At 71.6% G+C, this 17656-nt stretch carries 15 protein-coding genes; 8 read left to right on the forward strand and 7 right to left on the reverse strand.

Annotated features, from left to right (window positions below; genetic code table 11):
- Together xseA and A3IG_RS0101850 are read left to right on the forward strand one after the other, a co-directional pair.
- A complete protein-coding gene (xseA, locus tag A3IG_RS0101845) occupies positions 1-1218 on the forward strand; it encodes an exodeoxyribonuclease VII large subunit (protein ID WP_018381842.1) in 1218 nt (405 codons plus the stop codon).
- Positions 1219-1227: 9 nt separating this feature from the next.
- Positions 1228-1479 carry an exodeoxyribonuclease VII small subunit gene (locus tag A3IG_RS0101850; RefSeq protein WP_018381843.1) on the forward strand — a complete coding sequence of 84 codons (252 nt, stop codon included), beginning with the start codon at positions 1228-1230 and terminating at the stop codon, positions 1477-1479.
- A 15-nt stretch (positions 1480-1494) separates the two neighbouring features.
- Here the strand turns inward: A3IG_RS0101850 and A3IG_RS0101855 are convergent, their stop codons facing one another.
- A complete protein-coding gene (locus A3IG_RS0101855) occupies positions 1495-2052 on the reverse strand; it encodes a DUF4245 domain-containing protein (RefSeq protein ID WP_265736643.1) in 558 nt (185 codons plus the stop codon).
- Positions 2053-2175: 123 nt separating this feature from the next.
- On the opposite strand from A3IG_RS0101855, the gene glpX reads away from it, so the two are divergent.
- Positions 2176-3207, forward strand: a complete 1032-nt coding sequence (glpX, locus tag A3IG_RS0101860) for a class II fructose-bisphosphatase (RefSeq protein ID WP_018381845.1) — start codon at positions 2176-2178, stop codon at positions 3205-3207.
- Positions 3208-3409: 202 nt separating this feature from the next.
- On the opposite strand, the gene A3IG_RS0101865 is transcribed toward glpX, so the two are convergent.
- Positions 3410-3805 carry a WhiB family transcriptional regulator gene (locus tag A3IG_RS0101865; protein WP_026219800.1) on the reverse strand — a complete coding sequence of 132 codons (396 nt, stop codon included), beginning with the start codon at positions 3803-3805 and terminating at the stop codon, positions 3410-3412.
- Between the two features lie 322 nt (positions 3806-4127).
- On the reverse strand, positions 4128-4820 hold the full coding sequence (locus A3IG_RS0101870) for a DUF1707 SHOCT-like domain-containing protein (protein WP_026219801.1): 693 nt from the start codon (positions 4818-4820) through the stop codon (positions 4128-4130).
- 180 nt (positions 4821-5000) lie between these two features.
- On the opposite strand from A3IG_RS0101870, the gene A3IG_RS0101875 reads away from it, so the two are divergent.
- The 5 genes from A3IG_RS0101875 (at position 5001) to A3IG_RS28245 (ending at position 11943) form a co-directional block, all read left to right on the forward strand.
- Entirely contained in the window at positions 5001-6662 is a 1662-nt protein-coding gene (locus A3IG_RS0101875) for a fumarate hydratase (protein ID WP_018381848.1), read from the forward strand.
- A 127-nt stretch (positions 6663-6789) separates the two neighbouring features.
- Entirely contained in the window at positions 6790-8226 is a 1437-nt protein-coding gene (locus tag A3IG_RS28240; protein ID WP_018381849.1) for a class II fumarate hydratase, read from the forward strand.
- Positions 8227-8300: 74 nt separating this feature from the next.
- Positions 8301-9035 carry a cytidylyl-2-hydroxypropylphosphonate hydrolase gene (fomD, locus tag A3IG_RS0101885; protein ID WP_018381850.1) on the forward strand — a complete coding sequence of 245 codons (735 nt, stop codon included), beginning with the start codon at positions 8301-8303 and terminating at the stop codon, positions 9033-9035.
- Between the two features lie 232 nt (positions 9036-9267).
- Positions 9268-9924: a class I SAM-dependent DNA methyltransferase gene (locus tag A3IG_RS0101890; RefSeq protein WP_018381851.1), complete on the forward strand. Its 657-nt coding sequence runs from the start codon at positions 9268-9270 to the stop codon at positions 9922-9924.
- Positions 9925-9966: 42 nt separating this feature from the next.
- A complete protein-coding gene (locus A3IG_RS28245) occupies positions 9967-11943 on the forward strand; it encodes a SpoIIE family protein phosphatase (RefSeq protein ID WP_104530629.1) in 1977 nt (658 codons plus the stop codon).
- Between the two features lie 45 nt (positions 11944-11988).
- On the opposite strand, the gene A3IG_RS0101900 is transcribed toward A3IG_RS28245, so the two are convergent.
- The 4 genes from A3IG_RS0101900 to A3IG_RS0101915 form a co-directional block, all read right to left on the reverse strand.
- Positions 11989-13425 carry an AI-2E family transporter gene (locus tag A3IG_RS0101900; protein WP_040910679.1) on the reverse strand — a complete coding sequence of 479 codons (1437 nt, stop codon included), beginning with the start codon at positions 13423-13425 and terminating at the stop codon, positions 11989-11991.
- A gap of 214 nt (positions 13426-13639) precedes the next feature.
- On the reverse strand, positions 13640-14350 hold the full coding sequence (locus tag A3IG_RS0101905) for an aggregation-promoting factor C-terminal-like domain-containing protein (protein ID WP_018381854.1): 711 nt from the start codon (positions 14348-14350) through the stop codon (positions 13640-13642).
- A gap of 554 nt (positions 14351-14904) precedes the next feature.
- Complete coding sequence (locus tag A3IG_RS0101910) at positions 14905-16242, reverse strand: PhoH family protein (RefSeq protein WP_018381855.1); 1338 nt, start codon at positions 16240-16242, stop codon at positions 14905-14907.
- 521 nt (positions 16243-16763) lie between these two features.
- On the reverse strand, positions 16764-17525 hold the full coding sequence (locus tag A3IG_RS0101915) for an isoprenyl transferase (RefSeq protein ID WP_018381856.1): 762 nt from the start codon (positions 17523-17525) through the stop codon (positions 16764-16766).
- Positions 17526-17656: the final 131 nt, after the last annotated feature.

Genomic DNA, 17656 nt, shown 5'->3' on the forward strand with positions numbered 1-17656 from the left:
ATGGCGCTACAGACCTCCGTTGAGGCCCCCATCCCGGTCGGCGAGGTGTCCCGGCTGATCGGCGGCTGGATCGACCGGCTCGGCCCGGTCTGGGTGGAGGGACAGATCACCCAGTTGAGCAGGCGGCCGGGCACCGGAGTGGTGTTCCTGACCCTGCGTGACCCCTCGGCGAACGTGTCGCTCTCCGTGACCTGCCTCCGGCGGGTCTTCGACGCGGTCGCGGACACCGTGGCGGAGGGCGCCCGGGTGGTGGTGCACGCGAAACCGGAGTGGTACACCCCCCGCGGCACCCTGTCGCTGCGGGCCGCGGAGATCCGCCCGGTGGGGATCGGGGAGCTGCTGGCGCGGCTGGAACGGCTGAAGCGGGAGCTCGCCGCGGAGGGGCTCTTCGCCGCCGGGCGCAAGCGCAGGCTGCCCTTCCTCCCCGGGCGGATCGGCCTGGTCTGCGGCCGGGCCTCGGCCGCGGAGCGGGACGTGCTGGAGAACGCGAGGCTGCGCTGGCCCGCGGTCCGGTTCGCGGTGCGCAACGTGGCGGTGCAGGGCGTGCACGCGGTGCCGCAGGTGATCGACGCGGTCCGGGAACTCGACCAGGACCCGTCGGTGGACGTCATCGTGGTGGCGCGGGGCGGCGGCAGCGTGGAGGACCTGCTGCCGTTCTCCGACGAGCAGCTCATCCGCGCGGTTGCGGCCTGCCGCACCCCGGTGGTCAGCGCCATCGGGCACGAGCCGGACAGCCCGCTGCTCGACCTGGTCGCCGACCTGAGGGCGTCCACACCGACCGACGCCGCCAAGAAGGTGGTGCCGGACGTCGGCGAGGAGCAGCACCGGGTGCAGCAGCTCCGGGAGCGGGCGCTGCGGGCGGTCACGGGGAGGCTGGACCGGGCCGAACGGGACCTAGCCGCCGCGCTGAGCCGTCCGGCGATGGCCGCGCCGCTGCGGATGGTGGACGAGCGCGCCGCCGAGGTCACCGCGCTGCTGGACCGGTCAAGGAGGTGCCTGCGGCACCGGCTCGACCAGGCCGACGGGGACCTGACCCACACCCTGGCCCGCTGTGTGGCGCTGTCCCCGGCCGCCACCCTGCGCCGCGGCTACGCCGTGCTCCAGCACGAGGACGGCACGGTGGTGCGCTCCGCGGGTGAGGTGAAGCCCGACGAGCCGCTGCGGGCCCGGGTCGCGGACGGCGACTTCGCCGTCCGGGCGACCGGCGCCACCCCCTAGGGTGAGGGCATGGCTGACAACGACACCGACCCGACCTCGTCACTCGGCTACGAGCAGGCCCGGGACGAGCTGATCGACGTGGTGCGGCGGCTGGAGGCCGGTGGGGCGTCCCTGGAGGAGTCCCTGGCGCTCTGGGAGCGCGGGGAGATGCTGGCCGCGGTCTGCCGGCGGTGGCTCGACGGCGCCCGGGCCCGGTTGGACGCCGCCCTCCAGGCGTCACCCGACGGACCGGCCCCCGCCCCGGGCGACGCCGGCGGGTGAGGGGGCGGGGGTTCCTCAGTTGGAGGGGTCCGCCGGGGCGGGGGACGCGGACGAGCTCAGCGCCGCGGCGAGCACCGCGAGCTGCCGGTGCGGGGCGGTGCCGGTCACCACGGTGGTCACGTCCTTCTCCTGCCGCACCAACGCGTTGTACTTCGGTCCCGAGTACCGCTCCCAGGTCTTCCCCCGCACCACCGTGGTCCCGGAGCGCTCCGCCGACTTGCTCTTGTCCGCGATGAACGCCTCGGCCGGACCGTTGCTCTGCTCCACCGCCGCGTACTCATCCTGCGGGTTGATGAAGCCCAGGTGCCACACGGCGCCCTCGGCCTCGGGGTCCAGGTGGCGGTAGGACACCGAGGTCGCCCTCCAGTCCTTGGACAGGCCGTCGGGGGCCAGCACCGGGAAGGGCGCGGCCCGTCGCGCCGACAGCACCTCGACCCGGTAGTCAACGGTCCGCACCGGATCGCCCTCGGAGTGCGGCACGAAGAAGTAGACGATGGCGGCGGCCACGCCGATCACCGCCATCGACAAGATCATGTCTCGTGCCGTCTGCTTGCCACGCCTGTTCGCTGCCACCCTCCCATGGTCGCAGGTGAGCCAGCCCGGCCGGTTCGGGCCCCCTGCTGCGCGACCGGGTCCGCTGGATACAGTCGCATCAACCCTCATAACGGCCGTCGACGTACAGAAAGGTACGGACAGATGACCGAGCAGAACCTGCCGCCCCAACTCGAGGTGGCCCCTGAAGCACCCGACCGCAACCTCGCCCTGGAACTGGTGCGGGTCACCGAGGCCGCCGCGATGGCGGCTGGCCGGTGGGTCGGCCGCGGCGACAAGAACGGTGCCGACGGCGCCGCGGTCCGGGCCATGCGCGCCCTGGTCTCCACCGTGTCGATGAACGGCGTGGTGGTGATCGGGGAAGGCGAGAAGGACGAGGCCCCGATGCTGTTCAACGGGGAACACGTCGGCGACGGCACCGGTGCGGAGTGCGACGTCGCGGTGGACCCGATCGACGGCACCACCCTCACCGCCAAGGGCATGAGCAACGCGCTCTCGGTCCTCGCCGTGGCCGAACGCGGCACCATGTTCGATCCCTCCGCGGTCTTCTACATGGAGAAGCTGGCCACCGGCCCCGAGGCCGCCGACAGCGTGGACATCTCCGCACCCATCGCGGAGAACATCCGCCGGGTCGCCAGGGCCAAGCGCTCCTCGGCGGACGACGTGACCGTGGTCATCCTGGACCGCCCCAGGCACCAGGACATGGTCCGGGAGATCCGGGAGACCGGCGCCCGGATCAAGTTCATCGCCGACGGCGACGTGGCCGGCGCCATCATGGCGGCCAGCGAGGACACCGGGATCGACCTGCTGCTGGGCATCGGCGGCACCCCGGAGGGCATCATCACCGCCTGCGCGATGAAGTGCCTGGGCGGAACCATCCAGGGCCGGCTTTGGCCCAGGGACGAGGCGGAGCGCCGACGCGCCCTGGACGCGGGTCACGACCTGGACCGGGTGTTGACCACGGACGACCTGGTCTGGGGCGAGAACGTGTTCTTCGTCGCCACCGGCATCACCGACGGCGAACTGCTGAGGGGGGTGCGGTACCGCGCCGACACCGCGCTCACCGAGTCGCTGGTGATGCGCTCCAAGAGCGGCACCATCCGGCAGATCGACTCCACCCACCGACTCGCCAAGCTGCGGGCCTACAGCGCGGTCAACTTCGACCGGGCCCACTGACCCCCGGCCCCGCCACCCCGGTGGGGCCCACCCGCACCGACCCCACCGGCACGGCCCCGCGGCGCCGTCGGCCCACCTCTCGGTGGCGGCGGTGCGGGGGAGGGCGGGAGGCGGCATGACTGAGGGCGGAGCACCTCGCGGTGCTCCGCCCCCGTTGCTCGTTCCCGCTCGCCCCCGTCGGGTGGAACTCTTGGGTACTCCCTCAGCCCACGGCTGCTATCCGTCCCCGGTGTCCGGCCGCGGACTTCAACTCGGCCTCCCGGCGCCGCCGGCGGGCCAGGACCACCCGGCGCTCCGCGGCGGTCAGCCCGCCCCACACCCCGTAGGGCTCGGGCTGCATCAGCGCGTGTTCGCGGCACTCCAACAGGACCGGGCACCGCGCGCAGACCCGCTTCGCGGCCTCCTCCCGGGCCAGCCGCGCCGCCGTGGGTTCCTTGGAGGGGGCGAAGAACAGACCCGCCTCGTCCCGGCGGCAGGCGGCCCCCGAGTGCCAGGGGCCACGCAGGTCCCCCGACTCGGCCTCGGCTTGCACAAGACGTCCGGAAGTGCGCTGGCCCGGAAGGGCGGCATCCTTCGCGGACTCGGTCGATTGCAGCACGGTGTACTCCTGACGACGACGGCTCGGCGGCGATTTCGAGCTTGACCGTCCAACTGCGCACGGCTGTCCGCACCGCACTGCACTGTCCACATTTCGGGCGCAGCCATACGAGAGACGATGAAGCAAGCCCTACCCGCTGTGGCGGGCTTCATGCACACCGTGTCAAGAGGCAGGTCACAAGGGCCTCCAGAACGCCCTCGGCTCCCGGCGAATCCGTCCCCCGTCCCGCCGCCGTCCTTCCCCGTGCACCGGATATCGAACCGCGGGGACGGCGCGCGCGCCGTTCACCACCCCGACCCGTCGGTCCTGGCGCCCCCGGGCCTCAGCCCTCGAGCCGTTTGCGCGCCCACTCGCGCAGTCGCTTGCCCTTCTTGCGTTTGACCTCGATGCCGCCGAACACCGCGGCTCCGCCGATCTGGACCACCGGGGCGTCGGGCTCCGGGGACTCGTACCCCTTGACGTCGAAGCCGCCGAAGATCCCGGTCCCGCCACCGTTGCGCACCGTGATGTTCTCCGGCACCTTGATGTCCACGCCACCGAAGATCGCCGTGACGTTGATCACCACCTCGGGGTGTTCGAAGACCGCCTCGGTGAGGTCGATCTCGACGCCCCCGAACACCGCGACCGCGCGCAACTCGCTGCCCACCCGCCAGCGGCCCTTGCGGGTGACCCCACCGAAGATCGCCACCAGGGCCGGCGGTTCGGCCCTGGCCGGTGCCTGCGGTGTCATCGGCACGGGCCGGGCTGAGGGGGCGGCCCCGGCGTAGTGCGCCGGGAGGTCGCGGGTGAGTGGCTCCAGCTCGCCCATGGTCTTGGCCCGGTAGAGCGCGTCGAGACGTTCGGCGTGCTCCTCAGTGGTCAGCCGGCCCTCGGCGAGCGCGTCGCCCAGCATGTCGGCCACCCGGTCCCGATCCGCGTCCGACGCTCGGAGTTGGGCCGCCGGCACCGGACCCGGCACCGGGCGCGGTATCACTGCGGGCGGCTGGTCTCGCTTCTCAAGCTGGGGCTCGTCCACGGCAACACGATAACGAAACGCGATAGATCGTGACCAGTGCGAGGGACGCGGCGGCACGGCCTCCACCGCCACCGGCGGGCCCCGCGGCCAAGGTCACCCCGTGCCGCCCCGGCACGGCGTTCTACGCTGGTGGGGTTCTGGTTGACGCTGCCGACGAGTCGATGAGTGAGGTTGCCTTCGATGCCCGAATTCACCTACACGGACCTGCTTCCCGTCGGTGACGACCCCACCCCGTACCGTCTGCTCACCACCGAGGGCGTGAGCACCTTCGAGGCCGCCGGGCGCCGTTTCCTCAGCGTGCGGCCCGAGGCGCTGCGCCTGCTCGCCGCCGAGGCCATGCACGACATCGCGCACTTCCTGCGGCCGGCGCACCTGGCCCAGCTCCGGCGCATCCTGGACGACCCCGAGGCCAGCCCCAACGACCGCTTCGTCGCCCTCGACCTGCTTCGCAACGCCAACATCGCGGCGGCCGGGGTGCTGCCCATGTGCCAGGACACCGGCACCGCCATCGTCATGGGCAAGCGCGGCCAGCAGGTGCTCACCGCGGGCCGCGACGAGGAGGCCCTCTCCCACGGCGTCTTCGACGCCTACACCAAGCTGAACCTGCGGTACTCCCAGATGGCCCCGTTGACCATGTGGGAGGAGAGGAACACCGGCAGCAACCTGCCGGCGCAGATCGAGCTGTACGCCACCGACGGGGACGCCTACAAGTTCCTGTTCATGGCCAAGGGCGGTGGCTCGGCCAACAAGTCGTTCCTGTACCAGGAGACCAAGGCCGTGCTCAACGAGGCCTCCATGATGCGCTTCCTCGAGGAGAAGCTGCGCTCCCTCGGCACCGCCGCCTGCCCCCCGTACCACCTGGCCATCGTCGTCGGCGGCACCTCGGCCGAGTACGCGCTGAAAACGGCCAAGTACGCCTCGGCGCACTACCTGGACGCCCTGCCCACCTCCGGCTCGCCCTCCGGCCACGGCTTCCGCGACCCGGAGCTGGAGCAGCGGGTGTTCGAGCTGACGCAGCGGATCGGGATCGGCGCCCAGTTCGGCGGCAAGTACTTCTGCCACGACGTGCGGGTGGTCCGGCTCCCCCGGCACGGCGCCTCCTGCCCGGTCGCCATCGCGGTGTCCTGCTCCGCGGACCGCCAGGCGCTCGGCAAGATCACTGCGGAGGGCGTCTTCCTCGAGCAGTTGGAGCAGGACCCGGCCCATTACCTCCCGGAGACCACCGACGAGGACCTCTCCGGCGACCAGGTGGTGCGGATCGACCTGAACCGGCCGATGGACGAGATCCGCGCCGAGCTGACCAGGTACCCGGTCAAGACCCGGCTGTCGCTGACCGGGCCGCTGGTGGTGGCCAGGGACATCGCGCACGCGAAGATCAAGGAGCGCCTGGACGCGGGCGAGCCGATGCCCGCGTACCTGCGGGACCACGCGGTGTACTACGCGGGCCCGGCCAAGACGCCCGAGGGGTACGCCTCCGGGTCGTTCGGACCGACCACCGCGGGCCGGATGGACAGCTACGTCGAGCAGTTCCAGGCGGCCGGCGGCTCCCTGGTGATGCTGGCGAAGGGCAACCGGTCCCGGCAGGTCACCGATGCCTGCGCCGCGCACGGCGGCTTCTACCTCGGTTCCATCGGCGGTCCCGCGGCCCGGCTGGCCCAGGACTGCATCCGTTCCGTGGAGGTCCTGGAGTACCCGGAGCTGGGCATGGAGGCGGTGTGGAAGATCGAGGTGATGGACTTCCCGGCGTTCGTCGTGGTGGACGACAAGGGCAACGACTTCTTCGCCTCGCTGGCCCCGTCCACCCCGTTCGTGACCGGCATCCCGGTGCGCTCCGGGGCGTGACCCGCCCGGCCGACCCGCCGTTGGGACCGGTGCACACCGGGCGTGCGGGTACCCGCAACACACCCGGGACCACGGGAACCACGCACCACCGGAACCACGCACCACGGGAACACGGAGGCAGGCGGCCATGACCGACCGACGCGTCGAACACGACTCCATGGGAGAGGTCCTGGTGCCCGCCGCGGCCAAGTGGCGGGCCCAGACCCAGCGGGCCGTGGAGAACTTCCCGATCTCCGGCCAGCGCCTGCAGGGCGCGCACATCCGGGCACTGGCCCGGATCAAGGCCGCCGCGGCCGTGGTCAACGCCAGGCTGGGCGTGCTGGAGCCGGACGTCGCCGAGGCCATCGCCGGGGCCGCGGAGGAGGTGGTGACCGGGCGCTGGGACGACCAGTTCCCGATCGACGTGTTCCAGACGGGCTCCGGCACCTCGTCCAACATGAACATGAACGAGGTGCTCGCCACCCTCGCCAGCGAGCGCCTCGGCCGCCCGGTGCACCCCAACGACCAGGTCAACGCGAGCCAGTCGTCCAACGACGTGTTCCCCTCGTCCATCCACCTGGCCGCCTCGCACGCGGTGGTCAACGACCTGCTGCCGGCCCTGGAACGGCTCGCCGGCTCGCTCGAGCGCAAGGCCACGGAGTTCGCCGACGTGGTCAAGGCCGGCCGCACCCACCTGATGGACGCCACCCCGGTCACCCTCGGGCAGGAGTTCGGTGGCTACGCGGCCCAGGTGAGGAACGGGACGCGGCGCCTGTCCGACTGTCTGCCCCGACTGGCGGAGCTGGCCCTCGGCGGGACCGCCGTCGGCACCGGCGTCAACACGCCCCACGGGTTCGCCGCCGCGGTGGTCGCCGAACTCGCCGCCGCCACCGGCCTGCCGCTGGTCGAGGCCCCCAACCACTTCGAGGCCCAGGGGGCCCAGGACTCCCTGGTGGAGCTCTCCGGTCAGCTCCGCACCGTCGCGGTCAGCCTCACCAAGATCTGCAACGACCTGCGGTGGATGGGCTCCGGCCCGCGGGCCGGCCTCGCCGAGATCACCCTGCCCGACCTCCAGCCCGGATCGTCGATCATGCCGGGGAAGGTCAACCCGGTCATCCCCGAGGCGACGCTGATGGTGGCGGCCCAGGTCATCGGGAACGACGCGGCCATCGCGTTCGCCGGCGCCTCGGGCTCCTTCGAGCTCAACGTGATGCTGCCGGTGCTGGCCCACAACGTCCTGGAGTCGGTCCGGCTGCTCGCCAACGCCTGCGGGCTGCTGGCCGACCGCGCCGTGGACGGGATCACCGCCAACGTCGAACGGGCCCGCGAGTACGCCGAGTCGTCCCCCGCGGTGGTCACCCCGCTCAACCGGTACCTGGGGTACGAGGAGGCCGCCGAGGTGGCCAAGCAGTCCCTGGCCGAACGCCGCACCATCCGCGAGGTGGTCGTCGCCCGCGGCCACCTCGAGCGGGGCACCCTCACCGAGTCCCAGCTCGACGAGGCCCTGGACATCCTCACCATGGCCCGCCCGCCCGCCGACCCCACCAGCGGGACCCCACCGCGTACCCCGCCCCCCACCCCCTGACCCACACGCGCCACATTCGACAGCAGCAGTCGCATACTCCGGTGCGCGGAGCGCGCTGCGCCTACCATCTCTCCATGACGGCTGAGACGGTGGGTCCCCAGGATTCGGACGGGGCGGCCGGGGAGTGGTGGACGCCTGGTGACACGGTGCTGTGGCGGTACCGGGGCAACGCGAGTGAGCAGCTCCACATCTGCCGGCCGGTCACCGTGGTGCACGACGGCCCCGATCTGCTCGCCGTCTGGCTGGCCCCGGGAACCACATGCGTGCGACCGGTGCTGGCGGACGGTTCGGAGATCGCCCGGGAGCCCCTGGACACCCGGTTCCGCAAGCCCCGTGCGCCGCGGAGGTCCACCTGGTTCGGCACCGGGGTGCTGAAACTGGCCAGGGCCGGTGACCCGTGGTCGGTGTGGCTCTTCTGGGACCGGGACTGGCGGCTGCGGAACTGGTACGTCAACCTCGAGGAGCCCAGGGCCCGCTGGGCCGGCGGCGTGGACTCCGAGGACCACGTGCTGGACATCGCGGTCTACCCGGACCGTTCCTGGGAGTGGAAGGACGAGGACGAGTTCGTCGCCGCGCAGGAGGCCGGGCTGATAGGGACGCGGAAGGCCGCGACCATCCGGGCGGCGGGCCGGGCCGCGCTGCGGGAGATCGAGGGCTGGGGTTGGCCGTTCCGCGACCACTGGGAGGACTGGCGGCCCGACCCCGCCTGGGGCGTCCCGGCGCTTCCTGCCGACTGGGACCGTGACCCGGCCGACCTCATGGGCGGGGAGGAGGGGGGAACTCCACCAGCGTCGAATTCGTATGACTAGTAGTCAACTCCCTTAGCAGAGTATATTTTCAGCCACTGTGCACGGCGCGCCGTGCTCATTCTTCTTTCCCGGCCCATCCGCAACCTCGGCTACCCAGGTAGGCCAGCAGGGTCACGGTGGGTATGGGAACAACAGACGGACCATCGACTGCCATCACCGTCCGCTACCGCTCCCCGTCCCGGCGACGGAGCGGCGGCGGTCGGGACAGGCCGGACGAAAGGACGGCGGGCGGGTGAGCCACTACGGGCACAGGGGTGACCGCGCCGGTCAGGCGGAGGCGTTCGACGCCATCGGGGACCGGTATGACGAAGCGTTCCCGCACAAGGACGGCCAGATCGCCGCCGGTGAGTGGCTGCTGAAGTCCATGGCGCCGGGCTCCCGGGTGCTCGACCTCGGCTGCGGCACCGGGCTGCCCACGGCGGCCCAGCTCGCCGAGGGGGGACACCAGGTGGTGGGCGTGGACCTGTCGCCCGGCATGCTGGCCCGCGCCCGGGCCAACGTTCCCTCCGGCAGCTTCCACTGCCTGGACATCGCCGACCTGTCCCCGGCGGGCACCCGTGACCTCGGACGGTTCGACGCGGTCGCCGCGTTCTTCTCCCTGCTGATGCTTCCCAGGGCGGAGATACCCGGCGCCTTACACCTGTGCCATGACCTGCTTCGTCCCGGCGGGCTCTTCGCCCTCTCCATGGTCGAGGCGGACCTCGACGACGTTCCACTGCCATTCCTCGGAAACGCCATCCGGGTGACGGGTTTCCTCCGTGAGGACCTGCGCGCCCAGGTGGAGGAAGCCGGGTTCGAGGTGGTGGCGGAATCGTCGTACACCTACGCGCCGGCGAGCACCGACGTGCCACCAGAAGAACAGCTCTTTCTGCACTGCGCTCGCAAGTAGTGCGGTTGCGGGCAGCGCACCAGCGGATGGATCGACACAGCCGTGACGGAGCAGCACGACACCCCTCATGAGCACCCTGCCAGGCTCGCCTTACGCGCGTGGACGCACGGCGGCAGGAACGACGTCGGGGCGACGCCCCCACGCGCCCGCGAGGAGGTCGCGGGCTGCCCGGCCACGGACGGCCCCGGTCAACGACCGGCCGAACGGCCACCGCAGGAGCGCACCCACGAGGGCGGGAAGGACCGGCCGGTGAACCTGCCCATCGAGCGCCCGCCGGAACGACCGGCCGAGCACCCCGCGCAGAGCCGCGAACGGGACCGGCTGCGCTACCTGGACGCCGCCGCCCGGCGCATCGGGCGCGGCCTGGAACTCGACGAGACGCTCCAGGGCCTGTGCCGTGCCTGCGTCCCGGTCTTCGCCGACGCCACCATGATCTACCTGCGGGAGCCGCTGCCGGTCGGCGAGCACAAGGTGGTCGGCCCGGTGGTGCTGCACCTGCGCCACAGCGACCAGATCGGTTACGGCCACCAGGGCAAGCGCTACCGCTTCAAGCCGTCCGCCGACTTCCCCGCCGCCCCGGGCTTCCCCGTCGAGGCCGAGCCGGTCGAGCCGGTGCGCCTGGCCAGCCGGGGGGTGCTGACCGAGATCCTGCGCGAGGGCCGTCCGGTGTTCACCGACGACGCCCGGGGCACCGGTGCCCTGCGGGAGCTCCTGGGGTCAGCGCTCGCCGCGACCCTGCCCCAGGGCGCCCGGGTCATCCTGGCCCCGCTGCGCGGACGGCGCAGCGTGCTGGGCACGGTGGTGCTGTTGCGCGGCGCGGAGCGGCCCCCGTTCGAGTCGGACGACCTGCTGGTGGCCGCCCAGCTCGCGACGCACACCGCCCTCGGTGTGGACAAGGCACTGCTGTACGGACGCGAGGCGTACATAGCGGACGCACTGCAACGGGCGATGCTCCCCACCTCGTTGCCCCAGCCGACGGGGGTGCGGCTGGCGCACCGTTACCTGCCCGCGGCGCAGACCGCCCGGGTGGGCGGGGACTGGTACGACTCCATTCCGCTGCCGGGGAACCGGGTCGCCCTGGTGGTGGGCGACGTGATGGGCCACTCCATGACCTCAGCCGCGATCATGGGGCAGTTGCGCACCACCGTGCAGACGCTGGCCATGCTCGACCTGCCCCCGGAGGAGGTGCTCTACCACCTCGACGAGCAGGCCCAGCGGCTCGGTGACGACCGGATGGCGACCTGTCTGTACGCGGTCTACGACCCGATCGCACACCGCCTGGTGCTGGCCAACGCCGGTCATGTGCCCCCGCTGCTGCTGCACCGGGACGGGCGCGCGGAGGTGCTGCGGCTGCCGACCGGGGCGCCGATCGGGGTGGGCGGGATCTCGTTCGAGTCCGTGGAGTTGCCCGCCCCGGCGGGGGCCACCCTGCTGCTGTACACCGACGGCCTGGTCGAGTCGCGGGTCAGGGACGTCGGCGCGGGGGTGGAGCAGTTGCGGGAGCGGCTCGCCGCCGCGGGCCAGGCCATCAGCTCCCCGCCGCTCGAGCCGCTGTGCGACGAGGCGTTGGACGTCCTCGGTCCGGGGGACCGCGACGACGACGTGGCCCTGCTGGCCGCGCGGTTCGACGGGATTCCGCCGCAGAACGTGGCCTACTGGTTCCTGGAGCCGCACCCACAGACCCCGGGCCGGGCCCGCCGCCTGGTCCGCAGGGCACTGCGGCGCTGGAACCTGCCGGAGCTGATCGACACCACCGAGCTGCTGGTCAGCGAGGTGGTGACCAACGCGGTGCGGTACGCCGACCGGCCGGTGACGCTGCGCCTGCTGTGCACCGACAACCTGCGCTGCGAGGTCGGTGACGACTGCCCGCAGCTCCCCCGCAGACGCCAGGCCCAGCCCTGCGACGAGGACGGCCGTGGGCTGGCCGTGGTGAGCCGGCTGGCCAAGCGCTGGGGCGCGACCCGGCTGAGCACCGGCAAGGTCGTCTGGTTCGAGCAGTCACTTCCCTCGAAGGACTGAGCCCGTCCCCTCCTGCCCCGTCCGAGGTCCTCGGTAGCCGCGGGATCACGTCTGCTTGGCTTCGCCCCCCGGGGGCTGGTCGTGCGGTTCCGCCGGCCCGGTGACCGCCACGGCCGCCGCGCCGGTGGCCTGACCCGCCACGGCCGCCGCGACGACCTGGCCCTGACCCGCCTGGCCCGCGGTGGCCGCCGCCTGTTGCTTGGCCATCTCGCGGCTGCGTTCGCTCAGGTAGGTCACGAGGGTGTTGGCCACCGCGACGAGGGGAACCGCCACCACCGCGCCGCCGATCCCGGCGATCAGCGATCCGCAGGCCACGGAGAGCACCACGCCCAGTGGGTGCACCCGCACCGCCCGGCCCAGGATGAACGGTTGCAGCACGTGCCCCTCGATCTGCTGGACCGCGAGCACCACGATCAACACCATCAGTGCCGTGAACGGACCCTCGGTGACCAGCGCCACCAGCATGGCCAGCGCTCCCGAGGCAGCCGCTCCGACCAGCGGGATGAACGCCCCCAGGAAGATGATCACCGCGAGGGGTACCGGCATCGGCACGCCGAGCAGGGCGATCCCGGTACCGATGAACACCGCGTCGATCAGGGCGACTATCACCGTGCCCCGTACGTACCCGGTCAGGGTGACCCAGACCCGCGGGCCCGCGCCCTCCAGCGCCTCCCGGGCGTCCTGCGGGAACAGCTTCAGGACCCAGTACCAGATCCGCCGACCGTCGTAGAGCAGGAACAGGGTGCAGAAGGCGCAGAGCAGCATGCCGGTCAGCGCCTCGATGATGAACGTGACGCCCTCGAGGCCGCGCGAGGTCAACTCCTCGCTGTTGTTGCCCACCGTCTCCGTGAGCTTGTCCGCGATGTCGTTGATCTGTTTCTCGGTGACGTGGAACGGGCTGTCCAGGGCCCAGCGCTTCATCTCCTCGATGCCGTCCTGGACCGAGGTGGACAGGTTGTCCGCGTTCTCCATGACCTGCCAGACCACGAACCACCCGGCCAGGCCCAATATGACGAAACCAGTGATGAAGGTGGCCGCGGTGGCGAGCCCCCGGGGCAGCCCCCAGCGCATCAACCGGGCCACCGTGGGCTGGAGCAGCGCGGTGATCAGCAGTGCCGCCGAGAAGGCGAGCACCACGAGTCGCACCTCGCTGATCACCCGCATCAGCACCCAGACGGACGCGGCCAGGACCAGCAGCCGCCAGCTCACCTCGGCGGCGACCCGCATCCCCCAGGGCACCACGGCGACCGGGTTGGGCAACGGCGGGGGCGCTGCGGGGGCGGCGGAGGCGGCGGGGGGTGCGGGGGTGGGGACGGGTTCGGGCGCGGGAGTGGGGGGCGTCGGCGCGGTGTCCAGGGGCTCGGTGGTCCCGGGTTCGCCGCGTGCGGCACGGCGGCGCTCAGCCCGCCCGGCCGCCAGCCGGGCGGAGACCCGGGACCGGATGGTCTTCCATCCCGCCCCCCACTTCTGCAATCGCGACATGAACCTTCCTCCACCCCCGGGGTCGGGCGAGATGTCAGACCCGCAACGGCCTAGACGCTACCGCAGCGCGTCGTTCCACCCGGGGACACCAAGTAGCCCCCGATCGGTGAGGACGCCGACGGGGGCTACTTCGTTGCACTGCTCCGGCACCGGTGCGCCGTAACCCCGGGCCACCGCGCACAAGCGGCGGCCCGGGGCCGGTCACCCGGCCGGTCTAGTACCAGTGGTTGGCCTGCCAGAACGACCAGGCGCCGCAGGGGCTGCCGTAGCGCTCGTTCATGTAGCTGAGGCCCCACTTGATCTGGGTGGCCGGGTTGGTCTGCCAGTCCGCGCCCGCGGAGGCCATCTTCGAACCCGGCAGCGCCTGCACCAGTCCGTAGGCACCGGAGGAGGGGTTGACGGCCTGGTAGTTCCAGCCACTCTCGTGGTCAACGATGTTGCTGAAGCACTGGAACTGGTCTCCACCGACGATCTGCCTGGCCATCTCCTGGACCTCGGCGACCGTGTAGGAGCTCTTGGTGGGGAACGTCGCCCGCTCGGCGGAGCGGCTGGCGGCCTCCTGCTCCTCCGCCCGCTTCGCCGCGAGTTCCTCGGCCCGCTTCTTGGCTGCGGCCTCCTCGGCCGCGGCCTTCTTCGCCGCCGCCTGGTTGGCGGCGTGCTTGCGGGCGGACTCCTCAGCGGACCGCTTGGCCGCGGCGTCGGCCACGTCGGCCTGGGCCTGGGCCTGCTGGGTGAGGTTCACGGAAACGACCTGCTGGGCCTGGTCTCCGCTGGGTATGTCGGCGAGCAGGGTGGAGCCCAGGGGATCGCCCGCCTGTGCGGTCTCTCCCTGCTCACTGCCCGAGGCAACACCGACGACGGCACCGACAGCGGTGACCGCGGTGGCGGATGCCACGGCGAATCCCCGGACCGAGATCCGAGTCACATGCGTTCCTTCCAGCATCGTCCGCGTGGTGACCGCGCGGACGCAATCGTGCCCCTGGCGCTGGCCTTCCCTTGGCGACTGGTCACGGAAGGCACGGGCCCGCGCTCCCCGGACGGGTTCGCTGGTGCTGCTTCGGGCGGCGTACGGCGCATCACTGTTCAGTTCTGGGCTGTGCTGCTCTGCCGTGGTGCTCTGGCGTCCTGGGGACACCGTCGTCACTGCCGTACGCGGGGCCTGACAGAAACCACACCCTGCCCCAGACGGACGGACGGGCGCAATTATCCGTTGCGTGGGAAAGCTCACATGCCCCAGACGCCACGGGTTCCCTCGATCGCATCCGTTTGTTCGCCACCGCCATTAGAGTGACGTCTTTTCGGCTCAGAGAACTGATGGAACGACAGTTCGAAGCCTCTTTGACATATCGGGGCAGAAGGCACGTCAGGGCGCTTGACAAAGGGACGCCCTCCGAGCCTCCGGACCCGAGGGACGGCAACGCCGAGGACGGGAGCGGTGGAACCGTCCCGTCCTCTTTCCATGGCGTCGACCGGGTTCGATCAGATGTGTCCCTCTTCCAGCATCTCGGTGACCAGCGCCGCGATGGGGGAGCGCTCCGACCGGTTGAGGGTCACGTGGGCGAACAACGGGTGGCCCTTGAGCTTCTCGACCACCGCGACCACTCCGTCGTACCGCCCGACCCGGAGGTTGTCCCGCTGGGCGACGTCGTGGGTGAGCACCACACGGGAGCCCGTGCCCACGCGGGAGAGCACGGTCAGCAGCACATTGCGTTCCAGTGACTGTGCCTCGTCCACGATGACGAACGCGTCATGGAGGGACCTGCCCCGGATGTGGGTCAGCGGCAGCACCTCGAGCATGCCCCGTTCCACGACCTCCTCGATGACCTCCGCCGAGGTCACCGCCGAGAGGGTGTCAAACACCGCCTGCGCCCACGGGCTCATCTTCTCGGACTCGGTACCCGGCAGGTAGCCGAGGTCCTGGCCACCCACCGCGTACAGCGGGCGGAACACCATCACCTTGCGGTGCTGCCGGCGTTCCAGGACCGACTCCAGCCCGGCGCACAGCGCGAGCGCCGACTTCCCGGTGCCGGCCCTGCCACCCAGCGAGATGATCCCCACGTCCGGGTCGAGCAGCAGATCGAGGGCGATGCGCTGCTCGGCGCTGCGCCCGTGGATGCCGAAGACCTCGCGGTCCCCGCGCACCAGTCGCACCCGACCGTCCGGGGTGACCCGTCCCAACGCCTTGCCCCGCGGGGACTGGAGCACCAGACCCGTGTGCACCGGCAGCTCCCGGGCCTCCGTGAGCGCACAGGTGTCCTGGCTGAACAGCGCGTCCACGTCCTCCGCCGAGACGTGGAGTTCGGCCATGCCGGTCCAGCCCGACGTGACCGCCAGCTCAGCCCGGTACTCCTCCGCCAGCAGCCCCACCGAGGACGCCTTCACCCGCAGCGGCAGGTCCTTGGAGACAACCGTGACGTCGTACCCCTCCGCCTGGAGGTTCCGCGCCACGGCCAGGATGCGGGAGTCGTTGTCACCCAGCCGGCCCCGGTCCCTGGGCAGCAGGGCGGGCGGCAGGAGGCCGGGGTCGCTGTGGTTGAGCTCCACCCTGATCGTGCCACCCAGCTCCCCGATCGGGATCGGGGCGTCGAGCCGGCCGTACTTGATCCGGTACTCGTCGAGCAGCCGCAGCGCCTGGCGGGCGAAATAGCCCAACTCGGGATGGTGCCGCTTGGCTTCCAGCTCGGTCACGACGACGACGGGGAGCACCACCTCGTGCTCCTCGAAGCGGGTCAGGGCGACCGGGTCGGCCAGCAGCACACTGGTGTCCAGTACATAGGTGCGCCGGTCATGGGTCCGGCGGTTCTTGGTTGCCACCACCTGTTGACGTACCCCCTCGCGGGGCGCGCACCGGCGCCCCGGACGGTTTAGCGCAACGGAACACCGTCAACGAGCCAGGGACGCTGCGACGTCGCGCGGGACGGTACCGGGACGTGCCCGAGGGCCGGGTGCCGGCCCTTTCGCTCAGCGCGGCACGGCCCTGCCGGACTCCCCGGGGACACCGGTTCTGCCGGAGCAACGGCACGTTCCCTCGCAAAGGGCCTCCCGGGCGGGTGGCCCGATACCACCCGCTGGTCGTCGGCGACCGTGACCGGGCACCGATCTGCTGGGGGTATTCCCCTTCCGAGGGACACACATGCCGTACCGGAGGAGACGTCCCATCAGGTGACACCCGGGGTGGAGGAAGTCTCGAGTGGCGTTGTGCCCGGTCAGCGAGTCACGGCCGACCCGTCCGTGCTGGCCTCCGGGAGACGCCGCGCCCCGCGGGAGGGCGACTCGGGGGGGCGCCCCCGGGGCGGACGCCGTCCGGGGCCGGCCACGGCGTGCGGGGCCCCCGGCGGTCAGACCCCGTACCGACGGTGCCGCTCGGCGTAGTTGCGGATCGCCCGCAGGAAGTCCACCTTGCGGAAGGCGGGCCAGAACGCCTCGCAGAAGTAGTACTCCGAATGCGCGCTCTGCCAGAGCATGAAACCGGACAGGCGTTGCTCGCCGGAGGTGCGGATGACCAGGTCCGGGTCGGGCTGACCGCGGGTGTAGAGGTGCTCGGAGATGTGCTCCACGTCGAGGATCTCGGCGAGCTCCTCGATGGAGGTGCCCCGCTCGGCGTGCTCGGTGAGCAGCGAGCGCACCGCGTCGGCGATCTCCTGCCGGCCGCCGTAGCCCACGGCGACGTTCACCAGCAGGCCGCGCACGTCGTCGGTGTCCTCCTTGGCGCTCTTCAGCACCTGCTGGGTCTGCGCCGGCAGCAGGTCGAGGGTGCCGACCGGATGGACCTTCCACCGGCGCGCCGCGGCCAGCCCGCTCACCGCTCCCTCAATGATCTTCAGCAGCGGCTCCAGCTCGGCCGCGGGGCGGTTGAGGTTGTCGGTGGACAGCAGCCACAGGGTGACCACCTGGACATCGGTCTCCTCACACCAGCCGAGGAGCTCCTTGATCTTGTCAGCGCCGGCCTGGTGGCCCTGCTCGGTGGTGCCGCCCGAGGCACGCGCCCACCGGCGGTTCCCGTCCAGGATCACTCCGATGTGCTTGGGACCCTGCCCGACGTCGAGCTTGGACTCCACCCTGCGCGCATACAGGCGATACACCAGGTTGCGCAACTTCATCGTGGTCCAGCCCTTCCGCGTCCCGTACCCGCCGAGGCAGGTTACTCCGCGTCCGGCGCGGTGCCGTAATCGGCTTTCATGTTCAAGCCGATCGGACAGCCGTTTGAGTTTGTCAGCCTATTGAACGAATC

The organism is Wenjunlia vitaminophila DSM 41686 (genome assembly GCF_000380165.1).
Lineage (GTDB): Bacteria > Actinomycetota > Actinomycetes > Streptomycetales > Streptomycetaceae > Wenjunlia > Wenjunlia vitaminophila.

What these genes read in the sequence shown, in the direction of transcription:
- xseA (WP_018381842.1), top strand. Translation starts at nt 1, where the DNA reads ATGGCGCTACAGACCTCCGTTGAGGCCCCCATCCCGGTCGGCGAGGTG.
- A3IG_RS0101850 (WP_018381843.1), top strand. Translation starts at nt 1,228, where the DNA reads ATGGCTGACAACGACACCGACCCGACCTCGTCACTCGGCTACGAGCAG.
- glpX (WP_018381845.1), top strand. Translation starts at nt 2,176, where the DNA reads ATGACCGAGCAGAACCTGCCGCCCCAACTCGAGGTGGCCCCTGAAGCA.
- A3IG_RS0101875 (WP_018381848.1), top strand. Translation starts at nt 5,001, where the DNA reads ATGCCCGAATTCACCTACACGGACCTGCTTCCCGTCGGTGACGACCCC.
- A3IG_RS28240 (WP_018381849.1), top strand. Translation starts at nt 6,790, where the DNA reads ATGACCGACCGACGCGTCGAACACGACTCCATGGGAGAGGTCCTGGTG.
- fomD (WP_018381850.1), top strand. Translation starts at nt 8,301, where the DNA reads ATGACGGCTGAGACGGTGGGTCCCCAGGATTCGGACGGGGCGGCCGGG.
- A3IG_RS0101900 (WP_040910679.1), bottom strand. Translation starts at nt 13,425, where the DNA reads ATGTCGCGATTGCAGAAGTGGGGGGCGGGATGGAAGACCATCCGGTCC.
- A3IG_RS0101915 (WP_018381856.1), bottom strand. Translation starts at nt 17,525, where the DNA reads ATGAAGTTGCGCAACCTGGTGTATCGCCTGTATGCGCGCAGGGTGGAG.